19 protein-coding genes and 1 pseudogene are annotated in these 19,621 nt (G+C 49.5%); 6 read left to right on the plus strand and 14 right to left on the minus strand.

The genetic code is table 11. The features are described 5' to 3' along the window. Positions 1-124 precede the first annotated feature (124 nt). The 12 genes and pseudogenes from T488_RS0110180 to T488_RS0110230 all read right to left on the minus strand — a co-directional run bounded on the left by T488_RS0110180 (position 125) and on the right by T488_RS0110230 (position 11,398). The gene (locus T488_RS0110180) at positions 125-2,653 is read right to left on the minus strand and encodes an AMP-binding protein (protein ID WP_028520704.1); all 2,529 of its coding nucleotides are present in this window, start codon (positions 2,651-2,653) and stop codon (positions 125-127) included. A gap of 66 nt (positions 2,654-2,719) precedes the next feature. Then, complete coding sequence (locus tag T488_RS0110185; RefSeq protein ID WP_028520705.1) at positions 2,720-2,899, minus strand: hypothetical protein; 180 nt, start codon at positions 2,897-2,899, stop codon at positions 2,720-2,722. 11 nt (positions 2,900-2,910) lie between these two features. Continuing rightward, positions 2,911-3,672: a YdcF family protein gene (locus T488_RS0110190; protein WP_028520706.1), complete on the minus strand. Its 762-nt coding sequence runs from the start codon at positions 3,670-3,672 to the stop codon at positions 2,911-2,913. Between the two features lie 9 nt (positions 3,673-3,681). Then, positions 3,682-4,518, minus strand: a complete 837-nt coding sequence (locus T488_RS0110195) for a PHP domain-containing protein (protein WP_028520707.1) — start codon at positions 4,516-4,518, stop codon at positions 3,682-3,684. A gap of 232 nt (positions 4,519-4,750) precedes the next feature. Continuing rightward, positions 4,751-5,575: a 16S rRNA (cytidine(1402)-2'-O)-methyltransferase gene (rsmI, locus tag T488_RS0110200; protein WP_028520708.1), complete on the minus strand. Its 825-nt coding sequence runs from the start codon at positions 5,573-5,575 to the stop codon at positions 4,751-4,753. After that, positions 5,572-6,294, minus strand: a complete 723-nt coding sequence (locus tag T488_RS0110205; protein WP_028520709.1) for a tRNA1(Val) (adenine(37)-N6)-methyltransferase — start codon at positions 6,292-6,294, stop codon at positions 5,572-5,574. Before T488_RS0110205 ends, rsmI begins: the two co-directional genes overlap by 4 nt. 25 nt (positions 6,295-6,319) lie before the next feature. Next, the gene (locus T488_RS20115; protein ID WP_347496314.1) at positions 6,320-6,832 is read right to left on the minus strand and encodes a GNAT family N-acetyltransferase; all 513 of its coding nucleotides are present in this window, start codon (positions 6,830-6,832) and stop codon (positions 6,320-6,322) included. Continuing rightward, a pseudogene (locus T488_RS17600) lies at positions 6,806-7,333 on the minus strand (cysteine hydrolase family protein); the annotation flags it as partial. The gene T488_RS20115 and the pseudogene T488_RS17600, both read right to left, overlap by 27 nt. Next, positions 7,330-8,412: a tRNA 2-thiouridine(34) synthase MnmA gene (gene mnmA / locus T488_RS0110215; protein WP_207640297.1), complete on the minus strand. Its 1,083-nt coding sequence runs from the start codon at positions 8,410-8,412 to the stop codon at positions 7,330-7,332. The pseudogene T488_RS17600 and the gene mnmA, both read right to left, overlap by 4 nt. A gap of 37 nt (positions 8,413-8,449) precedes the next feature. After that, the gene (locus T488_RS0110220; RefSeq protein WP_242838325.1) at positions 8,450-9,166 is read right to left on the minus strand and encodes an HAD family hydrolase; all 717 of its coding nucleotides are present in this window, start codon (positions 9,164-9,166) and stop codon (positions 8,450-8,452) included. After that, entirely contained in the window at positions 9,099-10,199 is a 1,101-nt protein-coding gene (locus T488_RS18790) for a C39 family peptidase (RefSeq protein ID WP_051536414.1), read from the minus strand. Before T488_RS18790 ends, T488_RS0110220 begins: the two co-directional genes overlap by 68 nt. A gap of 5 nt (positions 10,200-10,204) precedes the next feature. Beyond that, positions 10,205-11,398: a tRNA(Met) cytidine acetate ligase gene (locus tag T488_RS0110230; RefSeq protein WP_028520712.1), complete on the minus strand. Its 1,194-nt coding sequence runs from the start codon at positions 11,396-11,398 to the stop codon at positions 10,205-10,207. Positions 11,399-11,636: 238 nt separating this feature from the next. Here T488_RS0110230 and T488_RS0110235 point away from each other — a divergent pair, with 238 nt between their 5' ends. Continuing rightward, positions 11,637-12,836 (plus strand): acetate/propionate family kinase, encoded by a 1,200-nt coding sequence (locus tag T488_RS0110235; RefSeq protein WP_028520713.1) that lies wholly within the window; start codon positions 11,637-11,639, stop codon positions 12,834-12,836. Between the two features lie 92 nt (positions 12,837-12,928). On the opposite strand, the gene T488_RS0110240 is transcribed toward T488_RS0110235, so the two are convergent. Further along, a complete protein-coding gene (locus tag T488_RS0110240; RefSeq protein WP_028520714.1) occupies positions 12,929-13,771 on the minus strand; it encodes a DUF3737 family protein in 843 nt (280 codons plus the stop codon). Between the two features lie 298 nt (positions 13,772-14,069). On the opposite strand from T488_RS0110240, the gene T488_RS0110245 reads away from it, so the two are divergent. Both T488_RS0110245 and T488_RS0110250 read left to right on the plus strand, forming a co-directional pair. Further along, entirely contained in the window at positions 14,070-14,630 is a 561-nt protein-coding gene (locus T488_RS0110245) for an RNA polymerase sigma factor (protein WP_028520715.1), read from the plus strand. 16 nt (positions 14,631-14,646) lie between these two features. Beyond that, on the plus strand, positions 14,647-16,272 hold the full coding sequence (locus T488_RS0110250) for a hypothetical protein (protein WP_028520716.1): 1,626 nt from the start codon (positions 14,647-14,649) through the stop codon (positions 16,270-16,272). A 122-nt stretch (positions 16,273-16,394) separates the two neighbouring features. Here T488_RS0110250 and T488_RS0110255 read toward each other — a convergent pair whose 3' ends face one another. Further along, positions 16,395-17,198, minus strand: a complete 804-nt coding sequence (locus T488_RS0110255; RefSeq protein WP_028520717.1) for a helix-turn-helix domain-containing protein — start codon at positions 17,196-17,198, stop codon at positions 16,395-16,397. Between the two features lie 266 nt (positions 17,199-17,464). Between T488_RS0110255 and T488_RS0110260 the strand changes: the two genes are divergently transcribed. The 3 genes from T488_RS0110260 (at position 17,465) to sigG (ending at position 19,578) form a co-directional block, all read left to right on the plus strand. Next, on the plus strand, positions 17,465-18,310 hold the full coding sequence (locus T488_RS0110260; RefSeq protein ID WP_028520718.1) for a pyridoxamine kinase: 846 nt from the start codon (positions 17,465-17,467) through the stop codon (positions 18,308-18,310). Next, entirely contained in the window at positions 18,307-18,702 is a 396-nt protein-coding gene (locus tag T488_RS0110265) for a hypothetical protein (protein WP_028520719.1), read from the plus strand. Before T488_RS0110260 ends, T488_RS0110265 begins: the two co-directional genes overlap by 4 nt. Positions 18,703-18,804: 102 nt before the next feature. After that, positions 18,805-19,578 (plus strand): RNA polymerase sporulation sigma factor SigG, encoded by a 774-nt coding sequence (gene sigG, locus T488_RS0110270; protein WP_028520720.1) that lies wholly within the window; start codon positions 18,805-18,807, stop codon positions 19,576-19,578. Positions 19,579-19,621 lie beyond the last annotated feature (43 nt).

The following is a 19,621-nucleotide window of genomic DNA, read 5'->3' on the forward strand; positions in this document are numbered from 1 at the left end:
CTCCCCTGAATAAAGCAAGAAAAGAGACAAAATTGTTCCGTTTTGTAATATTTACGTCGAAAAATACAAAACCGCAGCGCTTCGGCATAGGGCGAAGTCTGCTGCGGTTCATACTATTTATATATTATGCTGTAACGATACTGTCAGCCTTGTGGAGCTTCAGCTTCTCAACAGCCTGCTCTCTCATCTTGTACTTGAGTATCTTTCCTGCGGCATTCATGGGGAAGCCGTCAACGAAATCAACGTATCTGGGGCACTTGTGCTTTGCCATTCTTGCAAGGCAGAAGTCCTTGATCTCCTGCTCTGTAGCAGTCTCGCCGTCCTGGAGCACGATACACGCCATGATCTCCTCGCCGTAGTCCTCATCGGGAACGCCGATGACCTGAACGTCCTTTATCTTGGGATATGTGTAGAGGAAGTCCTCGATCTCCTTGGGGTAGATATTCTCGCCGCCGCGGATTATCATATCCTTGATACGGCCTGTGATCTTGAAATAGCCGTCCTCTGAGCGGCGTCTTGCCAGGTCACCCGTGTGGAGCCAGCCCTCTGAGTCGATGGCAGCTGCCGTAGCCTCGGGCATCTTGTAGTAGCCCTTCATTATATTGTATCCTCTTGCAACGAACTCGCCGTCAACATCATCGGGGAGCACCTCGTTGGTCTCGGGATCAACGATACGGCACTCAACGCCGAAGATAGGTCCACCGACAGTATTTACACGCTGCTCGATGGAGTCTGTGGTCTTGCTCATGGTGGTAGCGGGAGAAGCCTCGGTCTGACCGTAGGTGATACAGATCTCGCTCATGTGCATCTTCTCGATAACTTCCTCCATGGTCTTGATAGGACAGGGTGAGCCTGCCATGATACCTGTTCTCATGTGTGAGAAGTCGGTCTTGTCGAAGTCCTCATGTCCAAGCATAGCGATGAACATAGTAGGAACGCCGTGGAAGCAGGTTATCTTCTCCTTGTTGATACAAGCCAGTCCCTTTCTGGGAGAAAATCTTGTGATAGGCGACATTGTGGTACCGTGTGTAACGGAAGCTGTCATTGCCAGAACCATGCCGAAGCAGTGGAACATAGGCACCTGTATCATCATGCGGTCTGCTGTGGACAGATCCATGCAGTCGCCGATAGCCTTACCGTTGTTTACTACATTATAATGTGTAAGCATTACGCCCTTGGGGAAGCCTGTGGTTCCGGAGGTGTACTGCATATTTGCAACATCATGGATGTCGATGGTCTTTCTTACGCGCTCTACCTCGCTGTAGGGAACGTTCTTTGAGAGAGCAACTGCCTCCTCCCAGGTATAGCAGCCGTTGTTCTTTGAGTCAACGGTTATAACGTTCTTGAGGTAAGGAAGTCTTGCGGAATTGAGCTTACCGGGCTCGCAGGTGTCAAGCTCGGGGCAGAGCTCCTTGATGATGTCAACGTAGTTGATATTCTTGATACCGTCGATCATAACAAGGGTCATGGTATCGGACTGTCTCAGCAGATACTCAGCCTCATGGATACGGTACTCTGTATTCATTGTTACGAGAACAGCGCCTATCTTGGTAGTAGCCCAGAAGGTAATGTACCACTGGGGAACATTTGTAGCCCAGATAGCAACGTGATCGCCCTTCTTTACGCCCATTGCAAGAAGTGAACGTGCGAAGTTGTCAACGTCGTCGCGGAACTCGGGATATGTTCTTGTATAGTCCAGCTCAGTATAGCGGAATGCGTACTGGTTCGGGAACTGCTCACAGATACGGTCCAGTATATCAGGGAATGTATAGTTGAGTATCCTCTCCTTGGGCCAGGGATACTGACCGTCCCCTCTCATATTGGTCTGGAGGGGGTGCTTGTGGGACTTCTTGTAGGGAGCCATATACTCGGCAAACTGAGGTATAACGATACCTGCGTCGCTGAGGTCTCTTGCCCAGCGCTTTACCCACTCAAGAGAGATATAGCCGTTGTAGTTGATAGTATCCAGAGCCTCTATCATCTGCTTTACGGGAATGTCACCTGTACCCATGATCCGGTACTCAACGGTGCCGTCCTCGCGCATGACACTGTCCTTTACCTGAATGTACTTGATGTACTCGCCAAGGTTTGCGACAGTGGTCTCGGGAGACTCGTTGTTATAGCGGTAGGGGTGGTGCATATCCCAGAGGGCAGCCACCTTTCTGCTCTTTACGCTGTCCAGTATCTTAGCCAGTCGTGCTGTATCGGAGTATACACCGTTGGTCTCGACCAGGAGAGTTACATTGTATTCCTCAGCAATGGGAACAAGCTTCTTCAGCGTCTCAACGATATATTCATCGTCAACATCGCCTCCGGGTGCAGGCTCAAGATCACCGAGTATTCTTATGTAAGAAGCACCAAGCTTCTGAGCCAGCTGAGCATAAGCCTTGATCTCATCCTCAGCCTCCTGATACTTATCCTTGAACTTCAGGCAGGCACCCGAAGAAAGACAAGGGATCTCAAGTCCGAGAGAGCGGAGCTTTGCGACTGTATTGGGTAGCTGAGACTCTGTAAAGGGCTGTGCCTTAACGGAAAAGATCTCATTGCCCAGACCTCTTATCTCTATTCCGTCAAATCTGAAGTCCTTAGCCATAGAGTAGATATCAGTCCACGACCATTCAGGACAAGCGAGTGTTGAAAAACCGATCTTCAAAATAACCATTCCTTTACATATAACTTATACTATATTAATATAGTGTGAGCCGATACTTTCAGCCCATTATGTCTCAACTTCAAGCTCACAGGCAGTGTACGCCCTTTTGTCAAAACCTGATGATATCATATAAGCCTCTGCCTGCTTCCTGGAATTGAACCTTCTTGCAAAGACCTTATTGAACACAAAAACCCGCGGCGACACGGCAAACATTCCGTCACCGAGTCTCTTGATGATCCATTTCACGCCAAAAGCTCCTAACCGAAAAGCTTATAGTAAACGATACCGAACCACTCCCTCACACCATAGGTGGGGAGCAGATACCAGGAGGTCTTGCCCGAGATATTGTTCGCTTCTATACCGTTTGACTCAGCGATCAGCTCTGCGCGGTACTGGTGGAAATTATCCGTTACAAGGGTCATCCTCTCTGGGAGCCCGTTCTCGCTGATAACAGCCTTTGAAAAGCGAAGATTTTCCTCGGTATTCACGGATCTGTCCTCCATGAATATCCTGTCCGGAGATATACCCTTTGACACAAGATAATCCCTCATGCACTGAGCCTCACTGACGGATTCATCGCTTCCCTGTCCGCCCGAAACGACGGCACAGACACTTTCATGCTCCGAAAGATAGCCGTAAGCAGCATCAAGTCTCTTCTTCAGCATAAGGCTGGGAGCACCGTTCTTCACCTTGCAGCCAAGGACTACAACTGTAGTATTTTCGTCCTTCGGAGGATCATTTGCCTCCCGAATCATGAAGACACTTATCACCACAGCCAGAACTATGCTGATTGCTGCTATAAGTCCCGCAAGGGAAAGAACTACCTTTCCCAGCGGCTTATCCCAACATCTTCCGACAGCTCCCGTAAATCTTCCCCAGAAAAGGAATATCAGCATCATAACAGATGAGACCGCCATTCCGACGCCGTTTCCCAGGTTGATTATCCCCGTGAGGACAGGTGCCGCAAAAAGCAGGAACAGTCCCAGAAAAAGAATGAACGGGATGATCTTTATGTCCATTTCTACCTCTTATTTCATGCTTGCAGCCAGCTTGAGGATCCTGTCGAGATTTTCCTTTGTGGTAGTCTCGCTGCCAAGATGTGTGGGCACCTTGTTGTAGAGCCCGTGGAAATCAGAGCCGCCTGTCTCGATGAGGCCGTACTTCTGTGCGATGGCTGAAAGCTCCTTTCGGCAGCTCTCATCAGCGGAGAAATGTCCAACCTCAACGCCGTCGATCTTTCCTTTCTTGGCAAGCTCCTCAAGAAGCTCAATATTATCATACTGCGCGGGGTGAGCCATGACAGCAACGCCCTTTGCGGTATGTATCAGGTCGATAACAAAATTTACGTCAGGGTATTCACGCTCAACATAGCATGAGCCGTTTTCGGGATTGAACAGCTCGCGGTCAAGGTCGCCGTAGAACTCCAGCGCATAGCCGTAGTCTATGAGGGCGCGCATGATATGCTGCTTGAAAATGCTCTTGGAAGCCGTTGTGCGTTTCAGTATGCTCTCCTGTGTGATGGGGAACTTCTCCATGACCTTTTCGATCATTTCTCTGGAGCATTCCTTTCTTATCTCACAGGATTTCATGCAAAGCCCCTCAAGTCTGTTGGGCTTTGACGGAGCGTAGCAAAGTATGTGGACCTTGCTGTTTCTTTCCTTATCCCACGCTGAAAGCTCTACGCCGTGGAGTATCTTTACTCCTGCGCGGTCGCCCAGAACGTCAGCTCTTGAAAACGATGCCATGGTATCGTGGTCTGTAATGGAGAGCCAGTCGATATTCATGCGCTTCGCCTGAGCAATAACGTCTTCGATGCCCAGTGAACCGTCAGAAAGCGTGGTGTGACAGTGCAGATCGCAAATCATAAAGAACCTTCTTTCGCCGCAGGCCTTGTATCTGCGGCAGAATTTTTATAATTGTATTGATATAGCGCTTTTTTGGGAACATGATCATACATATTACTGAAGCAGTAATAATAACGCTAATAATTATATCACAAATTCTTTACAATTTCAAGCTTTTTACACTAATTTTCATTTTTCTATCATTATATTATTATAATGTAGAGAACAACTCCATGGATTTTTCGCGTTTTTTTTACTGAAGCTTCGCATAAAGCTCACTCTTGCGGAAGCCTGTCTCCTTTGCCACAGCCTTGCAGGCTTCTGTGGGCTTTTCACCCATATCTATGAGCTTCATGACCTGCTCCATAGCCTGCTCTATGGTGATACCGTCCTCTGCGTTCTCAGAAGCACCATCAAGTACGAGAACGAATTCGCCCTTGGGTTCGTTGAGGTTATAATACTCAACAGCCTCAGCCAGAGTCAGCCTTATGACCTCCTCATGTATCTTGGTGAGCTCCCGGCATAGCGCTATCCTGCGGTCACCGCCGAAGAACCCGCAAAGGTCCGCAAGAGTGGTCTTCAGCTTATGGGGAGCTTCATAGAACACCATTACCGCAGTCTCGCCGCGGAGCTTTTCAAGACGCTCTGCCCTCTCCTTCTTCGATACGGGCAGGAAGCCCTCGAATGTGAACCTTCGTGTGCTCAGTCCCGATACCGCAACCGCCGAAACTACGGCGCTGGGACCGGGGACCACCTTTATGTCTATGCCCTGCTCGGCGCAGAGCTTAACCAGAACCTCTCCCGGGTCGGAGATACAGGGCATACCAGCATCGGTGACAATTCCGCAGCTCTCCCCTGCAAGAAGTCTGTCGATTATGCGCTGTGCATCGGCTTTGGAGCTGTGCTCGTGAAAGCTTATGAGCTGCTTCTTTATGTCGAAGCGGTTCAGCAGCTTCAGCGTAACACGGGTATCCTCCGCGCAGATGAAGTCCACAGCCGCCAGCGTATCAAGCTGACGAAGGGTTATATCCTCAAGGTTTCCGATAGGAGTACCTATAACGTAAAATGTTCCGCTCATGCCTGCTCCTTTCCTGTGTCGTATATTTTCTGAAGCTCCTCGGAGAAGCCGTTTTCGCTGCGTATGTACAGCTGAGGCTCCACCTTCATGAAAGGCTTTGAGCCCTTTTTGCCTTCGATGAGGAACAGCCAGGGAGCTTCCTCAGCGTTTTTCGATACGAAGCGGAGTCTCTTAGGCTCGATGTCATGGCTCTTCATGGCAAATATAACATCGCTCAGGCGCTCGGGACGGTTGCATACGCAGAGCCTTCCGCCGAATTTCAGCAGTTTCTGTGCAGCCGCACAGACGTCATCAATGGTGCATAATATCTCGTGACGGGCTATTTTCTGGGCAGTGATAACGCTCTGGAAGCCTGCGTTGTTCACCTTGTAGGGGGGATTGCAGGTCACAAGGTCAAGCTGTCCCAGGGGCGCGCCCTCCCACAGCTCTTTCAGGTCTGCACAGACAGGAACTATCCCCGCAGTCTCGCTCTTTTCAAGCCCCAGACGGAGCTGCTCTATAGCGCCCTCCTGTATGTCCACAGCGTAGGTAATCTGCGGCGGCAGTTTCTTCTGCATTATCAGTGGTATTATACCGCAGCCCGTCCCCAGATCGCAGACCTTGTCCTTGGCACGGTACTGTGAGAAGTCAGCCAGCAGAAAGGCGTCGGTGCCGAAGCGGTGATCGCTGCTGGCGCAGACGTATATTTTATCGGTTAGCTTTTCGTATTTGTATTCCATAATGTTCCTTTTATTCGGTAAATAATTACCTTTTCATTTTTACAATATATTCTGTAGTTCCCTCTTCAAGCTTCTTAATGTCTGTAAGATGAAAACCGTGCGCTTCATAAAAGCGTATAGCATCAATGTTCTTCTCAATTGTCCAGAGAAAACTTACCGGATAATTCTCTTTGGCATATTCTATCAGATCTGAGCCGACGCCCTGCCCCTGGAAGAAATGATCCACATATAATTCGATGATCTCTTCTTTCTCAATGCGGATAAGCCCTTTTATTATTCCGTCATCATACAGGAACATATTGTTAAGAAAGCCGTTTTCAAGGTACTTTTCAGCGACAGATAACACTTGCAGGTTGCAAAATGAATACACGTCATCATTAAAAATAGAGCGGTATTTCATTCGTTTTGCAAAAACAAGTATCTCCGCAATTCTCGAAACATCTTCTTCTGTCGCTCTTCTGATGATATTTGCCTTTTCAGTCTTGATTTTTTCCGGCTCATAGTTGTTATGCCGTATCATATCAAGTGCTTCCGCCATATCAATGCAGTGGGCATATCTGTTCTTCCAGATAAACTCGTTATAGTAGCGATAGGTATGCTCCGCGGTCATGTATTCATTGTCGGTGGTGGAATTGCAGTATTCGGGAACTATCATCTCAAAGCCGTGCTCGAAGCCGCATTTCACCGTTGCGTCTATGCAATATTCGGTCTGCAAGCCAGTGACTATGAGCCTTTTGGCGCCCTTTGAGCGAAGATATTCCGTAAGTCCCGTATCGCGGAAGGGACTGTTCACAGTCTTGTCAAAGACCTTCTCCCCTGCTTCGGGGGCAAAGTCCTCATGTATATCATAGCCCTCATTCCCCTTTGACAGGAGCTGTCCCTCGCCGTCATCGTGGCGGATAAAGACTACCTCCGTGCCCCATCTTCTCGCCTCGGCTATGAGACTGCGCAGGTTATCCGTGAACCTGTCAAAAAAACAGAGTCTGTCGTTGGTGATAAGCTTCTGCACATCGACCACAAGCAAAACAGTTCCGCTCATTTTATGGTACCTCCTCCCACGACGATATCACCGTCGTAGAGTACTACCGCCTGACCGCCGGTAACGGCTCTCTGGGGCTCGTCGAACTCCACCATGTACTCACCGTTCCCGAGATATGACACCACCGCAGGCTGCTCCTTCTGACTGTAACGTGTCTTTGCGGTCACCCGCATGGGAGCCTCCAGCTTTTCAACGGAGATAAGGTTGAAGTCATCGGCGATAAGGCTCTTTGTGTAAAGGTCGGACTCAAGTCCGAGAGTAACTGTATTGGCAGCTGTATCCTTCTTCACCACATAGGCAGGGTGTCCCAGAGCTATGCCCAGTCCCTTGCGCTGACCTATGGTATAGTTTATGATGCCCTTGTGTTCTCCGAGGACCTTTCCCTTCATATCCACAAAGCTTCCGCCGGGCGTGTCGCAGCCTGTAAACCTGCGTATAAAGCCTGCGTAGTCACCGTCGGGAACGAAGCATATATCCTGACTGTCGGGCTTTTGGGAGTTTACAAGTCCCGCAGCCTCGGCAAGCTCCCTGACCTGAGACTTTTCCAGCTCACCAAGGGGGAAAAGAGTGTGGGAGAGCTGCTCCTGAGTGAGGGCATACAGCACATAGGTCTGGTCCTTGCTGCGGTCCTTGGGACGTTTCAGCAGCCAGCGTCCGCGCTCCTCGTCATACTCATTCACGGCATAGTGCCCCGTAGCTATAAAGTCATATCCCAGTTCGAGGGCTCTCCTGAGCATTTTGTCAAACTTCACATGACGGTTGCACTCTATACAGGGATTGGGAGTCCTGCCGCTTATATAGCTGTCCGCGAACTGCTGCATGACGTGCTCGCGGAAATTGTCCTTGAAGTTGAAAACGAGGTGCTCGAAACCAAGCCTGTAGGCAACGCTCCTTGCGTCCTCAACGTCCGAAAGGGCACAGCAGGTCTTGCCCTCCTTCTGTGCCTCGGATATATCCTCATCGGAAAAGAGCTTCAGCGTTACGCCCATGACTTCATAACCTCTGTCACGGAGCAGCATTGCCGCTACGGAGCTGTCCACTCCTCCGCTCATTCCTACCATTACTTTTTTCATCTGTATGCTCCTTTGAAAACAGCACGGGCGAACATCGTTCGCCCTAAATTATTTGTATTATCCCATCCAGAGACTTCACATAGAAGTCGGAAAGCTCTCTTATCCTGCCGCTGTCAGCCGCTGCAACGGGGTCGTATACTCCGCAGACCGTAAAGCCTGCTGATTTTGCAGTCTCTATGCAGTGGAGCGAGTCCTCGATAACAAGGGTCTCATCAGGCTGTGTGCCAAGGCGCTGAGCTCCTCCGAGGAAAATATCGGGGAAGTTCTTGCCTGCGGGGTACTCCCTGTCAGTCAGCAGAAAACGGAACCTGTCGTAGACTCCGCAGCGTTTCAGCGCCGCCTCTGCCAGCCCCTTATAGGTAGCTGTGGCTATGCCATAGGGCACGTTCCTGCTGTCGAGGAAGTCCAGCACCTCCTCGGCGTGGGGCTTCAGGGGTATCTGCTCCTCATAGCGCTGACGAACCATATCCTCGATGCGCTTGATGACATATTCCTTTGTGCAGTGAAGTCCGAAGCGGTCGATGAAATACTGTGAAGATTCGTCCACAGTCATCTTCTTCACCACGTCCGACACCTCGGGAGGCGGGTCTGTTATACCGTTCTCTATTAAAAATTCGCGGTCAATGCTGCTCCACACGGTCATGGAGTCAAGCAGTGTACCGTCAAGGTCAAAAATCACGCCTTTTATCAAATTATCCCTGCTCCTCTTCGCCTTCATCATGTTGTTCCTCAGCAGGAGCAGGCTCTTCCACAGCCTCATTCTCCTCCTGAGCCCGGGCTGCTTCTTCCTCTGCTCTGCGCTTTTCCTCTTCCTCGGCTTTTCTGCGTTCTTCCTCTTCAGCCTTCTTGCGCTCCTCTTCCTCAGCTCTGCGGCGAGCCTCTTCCTCCTCAGCCTTCTTGCGTTCAGCCTTGTTTCGGCTCAGTATGGGAGACTGTGGCTTGTCGGCAGGAGCCTTGTAATCGCCCTGTGTCTTGGAATCACCGCAGATGACCACAGCCTGTCTGCCCATCACCTCGCAGGTCTGTTCAAATTTCGGAAGGTCATACTTTATATTGCCCACCAGCGGGTCTGCTACGTGGACAACGTTCTCGTCCAGATCATAGCCGTATATCGCCACACAGTGCTGGAAGTCATTGAACCACATCTCCTCGCCGTCGTTGGTGACCCAGCGAAGGTTTGGGGTGGTTATTATCTGGTTGATAGTGCTCCACATCACAACAGGTCTTCCCTGGCTCACCTGGTAGTAGACCTCCTTCATGGAGCTTCCTGTGATGTCCACGGCATAGCAGGGAGAGTTTACCGACTCAAAGTAATCATCGGCGGTCTGCACTATAACGGGAGCAAAGCAGCCGAAGCCCTCATCGGACTTAGGGTCACCGATATAGGCGGTCTTCATGGTGGTTATGCCGTTATTGTCCATGGGCATGAACTCATCGGAAAGCGCCACCTTGTCTATGTCAAAACCGAGATACTGAAGCACCTCGCAAAGCGCAGTCACCTCGCAGCCCGTAGGCAGCTCAGGCTTCTGCAGCACGGTCTTGAAATCGGGTATCGCATATTTTCTCGGTATCTCATATCCCTCGGGCATTTTTATGTCAAGAGTGAACTGTTCTGTTACAGGCTCGGTAGAAGGCTCTGTCGCCTCTGTGACCTTTACAGTCGAAGCTCCCGCTGCCGAAGCATTGGGCTCAGCCACCTCAGAGTCCATAAGGGTCACCATTTTTCCGCATGATGTCAATGTTATCATCGCTGCAGCCGCTGCGGCTGTCTTACGAAGAAAGTGTGCTATCATTCACATTACTCCATATCTATCATTATTTTCGCCCTATAATCCTTCTGTGCAGATGTCACAGTGTCAAGTGCCAGTCCATAGATGTCTGAAGCTCTGATCTCAAGCTCCGCAAAGCGCTCAGCTATATCCCCCAGCTGTGAGAGCTTTGCTATTGAGGAGCCGAAGGGTATCCGCGCAGAGCCCTTCGCTCTCGCAAGTACCTCTCTGCCCCGCTCATTGAAGGCGAGTATCCTTCCGTATGGCGGGAGCTGCTCCATATCAGCCTTTGTTATGCCTATAAGCAGTGCAAGCATAATGCGTCTTATCCTTGCCATGGTGTATCTTTTTGTCTTTACGGTGAACAGCAGCTCGTCCAGTGAGCCTGCCATTCTTGCGCCGTATATCCTGTGCTCAAGTCCCTGTCCAACGTCGCATATCTGCCCTATCTCCTCAACAGAACAGGTGCGCAGCTTGTAGAGAATGACCCTTTCCAGTCTGCTGAGGGACGCGGTCTCGCCGTTTTTCACAGCGTTCTTTATCGCCGCTGCCCAGTCCTCGGTGGTGAAGGCGTCTATGCTCTCGCCGTTTTCTATCATCTCCCGGAGCATTGATGCGCTGGCAAAGCCGTCAGCGGCTTCCGTTCCGTCGTGAGCTGCCTTTTCACGCATCACCGTGAAGGGCTCCATGGCAGAGCCGCTTCTTTTCAGTGCCCTGAGATATTCCACCGCAAGGGTGTTGTTTGGCTCTGCTATGACAGCAGCCGCCTCGGGATCGTAGCCGTTTACCACGGAATTGAGCGCTCTCGGGTATGTATAGCCCTTTTCCATAATGCTTTTTATCTCATCGGCGTGAGTGAGTGCCGCAAGGTCAACAGTCTCCATGGCATTCCTGAGCTTTTCCGTGTCTCCGCATTCGCTGCCGAAGGAGAGCTCGTCCACAGCGCCCAGGCTGTCCAGGAGATGAACTGCTCCCGAAGCGAAATTCTCCGCAGAGGCAAGGCTGTACTGCACGGGCAGCTCGATGACAAGGTCCGCACCGGAGCGAACTGCCAGCCGCGCTCTTTCAAGCTTGTCCATTATTGCGGTGTCGCCGCGCTGGACGAAGTTTCCGCTCATGACCGCAACTATATGCGTAGCACCGTTCTCACGGGTCTTCCTTATATGGTAAAGATGCCCGTTATGAAAGGGATTGTACTCACAGATAATACCGCTGACTTTCATTTTACTACCTCTTTTCTCTTATTTCAATGATTTTCTGTAAATTTTTCTCAACTTTACATATTATTTGATGTTTTCAGGGCGGTTTTCGGCGTTTTGCAACAGTAAATCCGTGGTTTTCCGCTCATCCGACCCATAAAATTGCCATCGTCCGCTGTAAATTTAAAAAAAGGACTTGCAATTTTTCAAAAATAGTATATAATAATATATGCAAAATAATTTTTGAAAGGAAATTACATATATGATCATCTTAGTTGTAAATGCAGGAAGCTCCTCACTGAAGTATCAGCTCATCGACATGAGCGATGAGAGCGTTATCGCTAAGGGCAACTGCGACCGTATCGGTATCGACGGCCATATCAATCACAAGACTGCTGACGGCAGAGTTCTCGACCAGGACTGCTCATTCCCCACACATACAGAGGCTTTCATGAAGCTCGTTGAGTGCCTTACATCAGGCGATGCAAAGGTTATCGACAGCATGGACGCTATCTCTGCTGTAGGTCACAGAATAGTACAGGGCGCTGACGTATTCGACAAGTCAGTTCTCGTTACAGACGAGGTAATCGACAAGATCGACGAGCTCCGCGAGCTTGCTCCCGTACACAACCACGCACACGCACTGGCTCTGAGAGCCTGCAAGAGCGTTATCCCCGCAAACGTACCTCAGGTAGTTGTTTTCGATACAGCCTTCCACCAGACAATGCCCCCCAAGGCATTCATGTTCGGTCTTCCCTATGATGATTATGAGAAGCTCCACGTAAGAAAGTACGGCTTCCACGGCACATCACACCGTTTCGTATCCGCTGCTCTCGCAGAGGCTATGGGCAAGGACATCAAGGATCTCAAGATCGTTTCATGCCACCTCGGAAACGGTTCATCCATCACAGCTGTTGACGCCGGCAAGTCTGTAGATACTTCAATGGGCTTCACTCCTCTTGACGGTGTTGTAATGGGTACAAGAACAGGTTCCGTAGATCCCTCTGCTGTAACCTTCGTTGCCGATAAGCACGGCTTCACACCTTCACAGATGAGCGAATATATGAACAAGAAGTCAGGCTTCCTCGGAGTATCAGGCGTAGGCTCCGACAACCGTGACATTCAGGAAGCTGCAAACAACGGAAACAAAAAGGCTCAGCTGGTTTCAGATATGCTGGCTTACGAGATCAAGAAGTACATCGGCTCCTATGCAGCTGCCATGAACGGTCTCGACGCTGTCCTCTTCACAGGCGGTATCGGCGAGAACTCATGGGAAGTAAGAGAGCAGGTTTGTGAGGATATGGATTACTTCGGAATCAAGATCGACAAGGAGCTGAACCGCTCTATCAGAGGCAAGCTCACAAAGATCTCAACACCTGATTCAAAGATCGAGGTTTGGATCGTTCCCACAAATGAGGAGCTCCTCATCGCAAGAGATACTCTCGCTCTTATTTCCAAGTAATTATAGCATATATAACGGAATAAAGCAACTCTTTTGCAGCGAAATAAATAAACACAGCCCCGAAGCGTCAAACGCTTCGGGGCTTTATTTTTTTACTGAGCGCCGAGTATTATCTTCGTTCTGGATACGTCGACCTGCTTTTCGTCCATGATGGTCTCCCCAATGGAGTCAGCCTTTATCACGCCGCCCGAAGGGTTCATGATACTGTCGATTCTGCCTCTTATATCCGCATTTACTGTGGAATACTCAAAGGCGAGAGTGGTGTTGGGAAGCTTGCAGTTCCTCAGCACAAGGTTCTCCGTATAGCACATTCCCTGGAGGCTCTCCACAGTGCAGTTCACAAGGGTGATGTTGCGGGAATTCCAGCAGAAATACTTTCCTGTGATGACAGAATCGTATATGATGACGTTTTCGCTGTTCCAGAAAGCATCTCTGCCTGTGATAACGGAATTCTTAACAGTCACGTTCCTTACACCGTCAAAGGAGTAGCCGCCCGTGAGATTCAGACCGTTGACCTCCATACCGTCGCAGTCCATGGCAAAATAATCACCGTTTGCAGTAATGTTGTTCAGACGGATATTCGCGCACTTCCACAGTGTCTCGGGTCCGTCGGGAAAGCTTACATTGTTAAGACTTATGTAACTTGAATGGCGGAAGCACTTAGGTGCCTCAATAACAGTATCGTCTACCTTTATCTCGGAAACATACCATATTCCTGCACGTCCGTGGACGTCTATCCTGCAGTTCTTCATCCTGATGTTTTCACTGTACCATATGGGGTACTTCCACCCGAATGTACAGTCGGAAAGGTCGATAAATCTGCTGTGTTTGAGCGGCGACTCTCCGTCATCGAAAAGCGAACCGCAAATTCTGAGTTCGTTGCACTGAAACAGAGCCCTTTCCCCCGTAAAGTGCTCGTTGTGTATTTCCTTCATAATCTCACTCCTCATAGTAGAATATCTATTATTATAACATAAAAGCACTATAATAGCAAGGGACGCGGAGAAAAAGTTCCCGTGCGACGTATTATAACGCGAAAAAGGGGGCGCAGGCTCTGCGCTTATAACATACAATAACCAAAATAGCAAGAAACGCGGAGAAAAAGTTGCCCTGAGACAAAACACCGGGCAAAAAGCAGCAGCTACTTCCTGCTGTGCAACACTTTACATTTACTCACCGTATGTGTATAATGAAGACATATATATGTATCTTCCGACAAGGGGGGGTGGGATTATGAACGAGAATGACATAAAGAGAATGATGAAAGAGTCGCCCGAGGAGGGCTTCAGGGCACTGTTTGACGAATACTGGAGCTATGCCTATACTATAGTTTACAGTATTCTCCGCGGAATAGGGAGCCGAAACGATGTTGAGGACTGCACCGCGGAGGTGCTAAGCGATGTTATGATGAAGTATGATGTGCTCCGTGACACCTCGCTGAAAGCATATATCGGCACCTCGGCAAAGCGGCGCGCCATTGACTTCCGCCGCTCCATGGACCTGCATACCTCGCGGAATATCCCGCTCGAAGCCGAAACAGAATACACTCTCGCCTCGGGAGACGATATTGAGGCGGACGCAGAGAGCTCCGATATATCGGCTATACTCCTCCGCAAGATAGAGGAGCTGGGCGAGCCCGACTCCTCCATAATCATACAGAAGTACTTCTATGACAGAAGCTCAGCCGAGACCGCGCGTATCCTCGGCATGAACCCCATAACGGTAAGAAGCAGGCTCCGAAGGGCACTGAAAAAGCTGAAAACCATTCTTACCGATATGGACATCACTCTTTGAAGACAGGAGGGATATTATGAAAAGGAATATAAGCGATATACTGCACAATGCAGACGATAAGACCGTCCGCCGCATTGCTGAGAGCTACACTGCCGCAGACAAAAAGACCTCCCAGCGTATCTACCGCAAGGCGCTGAGCCGTATGGGTATGGCTGACGATGAGGAGGTAATGGGCATCGATGTGGTGCGACGCTCCCCTGTCCTGCACAGGGTATTTCTTGCAGCAGCCTGCATTATGGTGATATGCGGCGCAGTATTGGGCATTATGAAGATGAAGGCTCCCGACCGCAAGCCTGTTGATGACACTCCCGTTATCATGGTGACAGCCACATCAGTGGTCTCTGACAACATCGAAGACAGCACCGCCGATACTACACATACCGTCGCTGTGGTAACTGATGAAGCTGCCGCCGAAACTACCGATAACTCAGATCATCAGCCTGTTACAAGCGGCAAAACCGCTGTGAGCACGGACAATAGCGAAAATGCTGTCCCTGAGACTACCCGCCCTGCCGCAGGTACAACAGCACGAAGAAGCACCGACAGAGCAGCCTCAAAAACTACTGCCAAGACCGCAGCGAAAACGACTGACAAAACAGGCACAAAAACTACGACTACGGCGGCTGCAACCACAACTCAGGTAAAACCTATGTCAAAAAATCTCACACTGAAGGACGTTATTGAGCTCTCAAAGAAAAAAGACGCTCTCACATGGTCCGATTTTACCGGATATATCTATCAGGATATAGGCTCAGGTCTTTATATCTGGGAGTTCAGGATCAATGAGGGCAGCGGATATACCCTCTGGGTTGGCGGAGTGCCGCCTGAGAAACCGCTATATATCAAGCTTTTCCGCGGTATCAATAAAAAGGAGTATCCTGCCATGGAAGGCATAGATACCAAGAACGGCATAGATATAAGATATGACGATGTTCAGAGCTTTATAAATGAGACTCAGCCCGAGAGAGAATACGAGGGTATCATTTACCTTGAAGATGTCCTGAAGCTTGCTAAAAAGGGCTCGGCTCTGAGAATAGGCGACTTCCGTGAGTTCAGCAACTACTACAATTATTTCGATCCCACACTGAACATGAAGTTTATCGTCATCGACAGAAGCAACTGGTATCTGACTGTAAAAAAGTCCGCAAGCTCCGATGCACTTGCCGTCTGCACACTGTCAGACCAAACAGGCGGACACAGCATAGATATGACAAGGAATTCCTATGAAGATGTTCTCGAAGCTGTAAACGAATGGACTTTCAAAGAGGCTATCCTCAGCGCTCCCGTTGCAGGCTCGCTGACTATGGACGATGTGATACGTCTTCACAATGAAAAAGGACAGCAGCTGAGTGCCGAGGACTTTGCTCCTTATACCTATGAAGATTACTCTTTTAACGGCGACCTTATCATAAAGTTCAGGGTAACAGACGGCGAAAACTGGAAGCTTCCGAAAAACGAAGAAGTATATCTTACGCTGCTGCTTGGCTACGGCAGACCACTGATATCGGCTACTCTCCATAATGCCGATCTCTCAAAGTGCACCGATATGGTCAATCCCCTGCCTTACAGCGGCGACGGAACCGCTACGCAGTTTGATCTGGAAAAGACACTTAACTCAAAAAAACCATGGTTCTGTGAATAATAAAAAGCTCCGCGAAGACAAATACCCATATATAAGTTTTGCCCCTAAGCGTTTCAAAGCGCTTAGGGGCATTGAATTTTATACGGCTGCTAAGATAAATCGGAATTTATCGGAGCTTTTGCTTATATTGCTTCCCGTTCCTGATATTCCCTGCGGAATTCGGTGGGAGTCATGCCCAGTCCGTTCTTGAACTGTCTGTTGAAGTAGGAGGCATTGGGATAGCCAACCAGCTCCGCCACCTTGTTTATGGAATACTCCGACTTTTTCAGGAGCTCAGTCGCCTTGTCCAGACGGCTGGTGATTATATCCTTGGATATACTTATACCGAAGGTCTCGGTGTAGAGATGCTGGAGCCTTGAACGGCTCAGGGATACGTCCGCTGCCATTTCGTCTACGGTCCAGGTCTTTGATGGCCAGCGGTAAATGCTCTCGCGGAGCCACATGAGCTTCTCTATGTAAAGTCCCTCATGTACCGCGCTTATCTTTTTCATGCTGAGAACGCTCTCGTTGACTTTGCTGAGAAGCAGGCGGAAATACAGATCCACAGACTCAAGCCTGTTCTTGTTGGCTGAGTAATACTCCAGACACATACTGCGCAGAAGCGATGTTATGCCTGTGAGCTCGGCTGCGGGTATTACCCTGTTGAGCGGTATTTTCATGTCAGTTATACGCTTTATATCCTCATCATCGGGAGTAAAGAAAACGCTGTCCTCGCTGAAATCGTCCGCATCGCAGCGATAGCTGAAGGGCTGCTCGGGAGTCAGCAGGATAAAGGAGTTATCGGGCGATGGTATCTCCCTGCCGCCGATAGTGAAAACTGCCCTTGCCTTCAGTGCAAGGAACACCCATACTCCTGCGCCCAAAGGACGCTCCACCACAAAATTTCTGGCTCTTTCATGATCGAGGGTTATGCTTTCTATCCTCATAAACCATTCCCCTTTTTAACTGTTTTTGCTTGGCGATAAACAGTTTACCGCCAAATAAATTCTAACATATGAGGGGAAACGGTGTCAAACCTGCAATGGTACTATCATGTCATTTAGAACAATATTATGACATATTTCTTCGCAGAATGGTTCTTTGGTACAGTATATACAGCATGATATTATCAGTATACCGAAGCATATTGACAAAGGAACGGCTTTGTTGTATAATCATAAATTGATAACGTTATTTTGAAAGAAAGATGATAATGAAGAAGATAGTATCCATACAGGACATCTCATGCTTCGGAAAGTGCTCCCTGACCGTTGCTCTGCCGATCATTTCGGCAATGGGCATAGAGACCGCAGTCATTCCCACGGCTGTACTTTCCACACATACGGGCGAAGGCTTCAGCGGCTACACCTTCCGCGACCTTACCAGCGACATTCCCGCCATCGCCTCACACTGGAAGACTATGGACCTGCGCTTTGATGCGCTGTATACAGGCTACCTGGGCTCTATGGAACAGGTGGACATAGTCTCCGACTTTTTTGATGATTTCGGAACTGATGACAATTATATAATAGTAGACCCCGTTCTCGGAGACGCCGGAAAGCTCTATGCAGGCTTTACCGACGAGTTCGTTGAGAAGATGAAGAAGCTCTGTGCAAGGGCTGACTTCATTATCCCCAACATGACCGAGACCGCCTTCCTCCTGGGTATCCCATACACCGAGGACTACGATGAGAACTATGTCAGGGAGGCTCTCCGAAGACTCGCCGGACTGGGCTGCAAAACTCCTGTGATAACGGGTGTCCACTACGATGACAAGCTCCAGGGAGCAGCTGCCTATGACAGCGAGAACGACAGGTTCTATTTCTCCTTCGGGAAAAACGTGAATTCACGTTTTCACGGCACGGGCGACATTTTCTCCAGCGTTTTCTCAGGCGCCTGCGCGCTGGGAATGGACGTACAGCAATGCCTTGATATATCTGTTAAGTTCACTCTTGACTGTATCGAAGCCACTATCCCCCACATGGAGGAAACATGGTACGGAAGCTGCTTCGAGCTCTGCCTGGGCAAGCTCATCGGCTATGTAAAGGAGCAGAAATGACAGATATTATCAGAAAGACCGCTGTCTTTATAAGAGCTAATGCGGAATCAGCTCGGGGACAGAGAGCTGCCGCCGCTCTTGCGGATATGATAGACGGAAAGATCACGGCAGATGAAGGGCTTGCCGCCCTTTCGGAATGTCTTGGCTGTGAGCTGCAAATAAAGAGCACTGTTCCCAACGAAGCGACTGCTTTCGTTGTATTCTCCGCAAGAGAGATCCGAAGCGCCTTCGACAATGGAGATGCAGCGCTTGCCTCTGATATTGCCGATATACTACAGGCTCTGCCCGAAAACCGGTATCTCAGCGACAAAAAAGCTGTTTCAGCTTTCAATAAGACCTATATCCGCAAATTCAATAAAAAGCATATCCCTCAGTTACCTGAGATAGTTTAAGGAGCAGTTCGGACTGCTCCTTTTTTATGCCATGATTTTCCTGTGATTACCCGAGCTGACACGGGCAATAATATCCTCGTAATACCTTACGGAGGGATAGTAATGGCATATAACAAAGTAGTCATCGCAGGGATAAACACTTCCGAGCTGACTGTTCTCAGGGAGGAGGAGAAAATGGCGCTCCTCAGAGAGATACGGGCAACGGGCAGCAGGTCCGCAAGAGACAAGCTCATCAAGGGAAATCTTCGCCTTGTACTCAGCGTGATACAGCGCTTTACGGGACGGGGCGAGGATATTGACGACCTGTTCCAGATAGGAGTGATAGGTCTTATGAAGGCTATCGACAACTTCGACCTTACTAAGGAGGTCCGCTTCTCCACATACTGCGTTCCCATGATAAGCGGTGAGCTGAGAAGGTATCTGCGGGACAGCAACCATGTGAAGGTGAGCCGCTCTCTCCGCGACCTTGCCTACAAGGCTCTACAGGCAAAGGAAAGGCTCACCGCAAGTCTCCAGCGGGAGCCCAATATGGATGAGATAGCCGCAGAAATAGGCGAAAAACGCGCAGATGTGGTCATCGCCCTTGAGAGCATAAGCGATCCGGTTTCACTTTATGAGCCTGTGTACTCCGACTCCGAGGACAACCTCTACATCATGGATCAGATAAGTGACATGAACGACGTTGACAGCCGTATGGATGAGCTCACTATCCGCGACGCCATACGGGGGCTTGGAAAGCGCGAGCAGAATATCCTCTATCTCCGTTTCTTCCGCGGCAAGACACAGATGGAGGTCGCCGGAGAGATAGGCATATCCCAGGCACAGGTCTCCAGACTTGAGAAAAGCGCTATAGACCGCATAAAAAACAGCATATGAATTATGGTCTCCTCTGAGGTCATTTTTGTGAGATTTTGCTATT

It is taken from the genome of Ruminococcus flavefaciens ND2009 (assembly GCF_000621785.1).
Classification (GTDB): Bacteria; Bacillota; Clostridia; order Oscillospirales; family Ruminococcaceae; genus Ruminococcus; species Ruminococcus flavefaciens_C.

What these genes read in the sequence shown, in the direction of transcription:
- T488_RS0110190 (WP_028520706.1), bottom strand. Translation starts at nt 3,672, where the DNA reads ATGGACATAAAGATCATCCCGTTCATTCTTTTTCTGGGACTGTTCCTG.
- T488_RS0110195 (WP_028520707.1), bottom strand. Translation starts at nt 4,518, where the DNA reads ATGATTTGCGATCTGCACTGTCACACCACGCTTTCTGACGGTTCACTG.
- rsmI (WP_028520708.1), bottom strand. Translation starts at nt 5,575, where the DNA reads ATGAGCGGAACATTTTACGTTATAGGTACTCCTATCGGAAACCTTGAG.
- T488_RS0110205 (WP_028520709.1), bottom strand. Translation starts at nt 6,294, where the DNA reads ATGGAATACAAATACGAAAAGCTAACCGATAAAATATACGTCTGCGCC.
- T488_RS20115 (WP_347496314.1), bottom strand. Translation starts at nt 6,832, where the DNA reads ATGGCGGAAGCACTTGATATGATACGGCATAACAACTATGAGCCGGAA.
- T488_RS0110220 (WP_242838325.1), bottom strand. Translation starts at nt 9,166, where the DNA reads ATGAGGCTGTGGAAGAGCCTGCTCCTGCTGAGGAACAACATGATGAAG.
- T488_RS18790 (WP_051536414.1), bottom strand. Translation starts at nt 10,199, where the DNA reads ATGATAGCACACTTTCTTCGTAAGACAGCCGCAGCGGCTGCAGCGATG.
- T488_RS0110230 (WP_028520712.1), bottom strand. Translation starts at nt 11,398, where the DNA reads ATGAAAGTCAGCGGTATTATCTGTGAGTACAATCCCTTTCATAACGGG.
- T488_RS0110235 (WP_028520713.1), top strand. Translation starts at nt 11,637, where the DNA reads ATGATCATCTTAGTTGTAAATGCAGGAAGCTCCTCACTGAAGTATCAG.
- T488_RS0110240 (WP_028520714.1), bottom strand. Translation starts at nt 13,771, where the DNA reads ATGAAGGAAATACACAACGAGCACTTTACGGGGGAAAGGGCTCTGTTT.
- T488_RS0110245 (WP_028520715.1), top strand. Translation starts at nt 14,070, where the DNA reads ATGAACGAGAATGACATAAAGAGAATGATGAAAGAGTCGCCCGAGGAG.
- T488_RS0110250 (WP_028520716.1), top strand. Translation starts at nt 14,647, where the DNA reads ATGAAAAGGAATATAAGCGATATACTGCACAATGCAGACGATAAGACC.
- T488_RS0110255 (WP_028520717.1), bottom strand. Translation starts at nt 17,198, where the DNA reads ATGAGGATAGAAAGCATAACCCTCGATCATGAAAGAGCCAGAAATTTT.
- T488_RS0110260 (WP_028520718.1), top strand. Translation starts at nt 17,465, where the DNA reads ATGAAGAAGATAGTATCCATACAGGACATCTCATGCTTCGGAAAGTGC.
- T488_RS0110265 (WP_028520719.1), top strand. Translation starts at nt 18,307, where the DNA reads ATGACAGATATTATCAGAAAGACCGCTGTCTTTATAAGAGCTAATGCG.
- sigG (WP_028520720.1), top strand. Translation starts at nt 18,805, where the DNA reads ATGGCATATAACAAAGTAGTCATCGCAGGGATAAACACTTCCGAGCTG.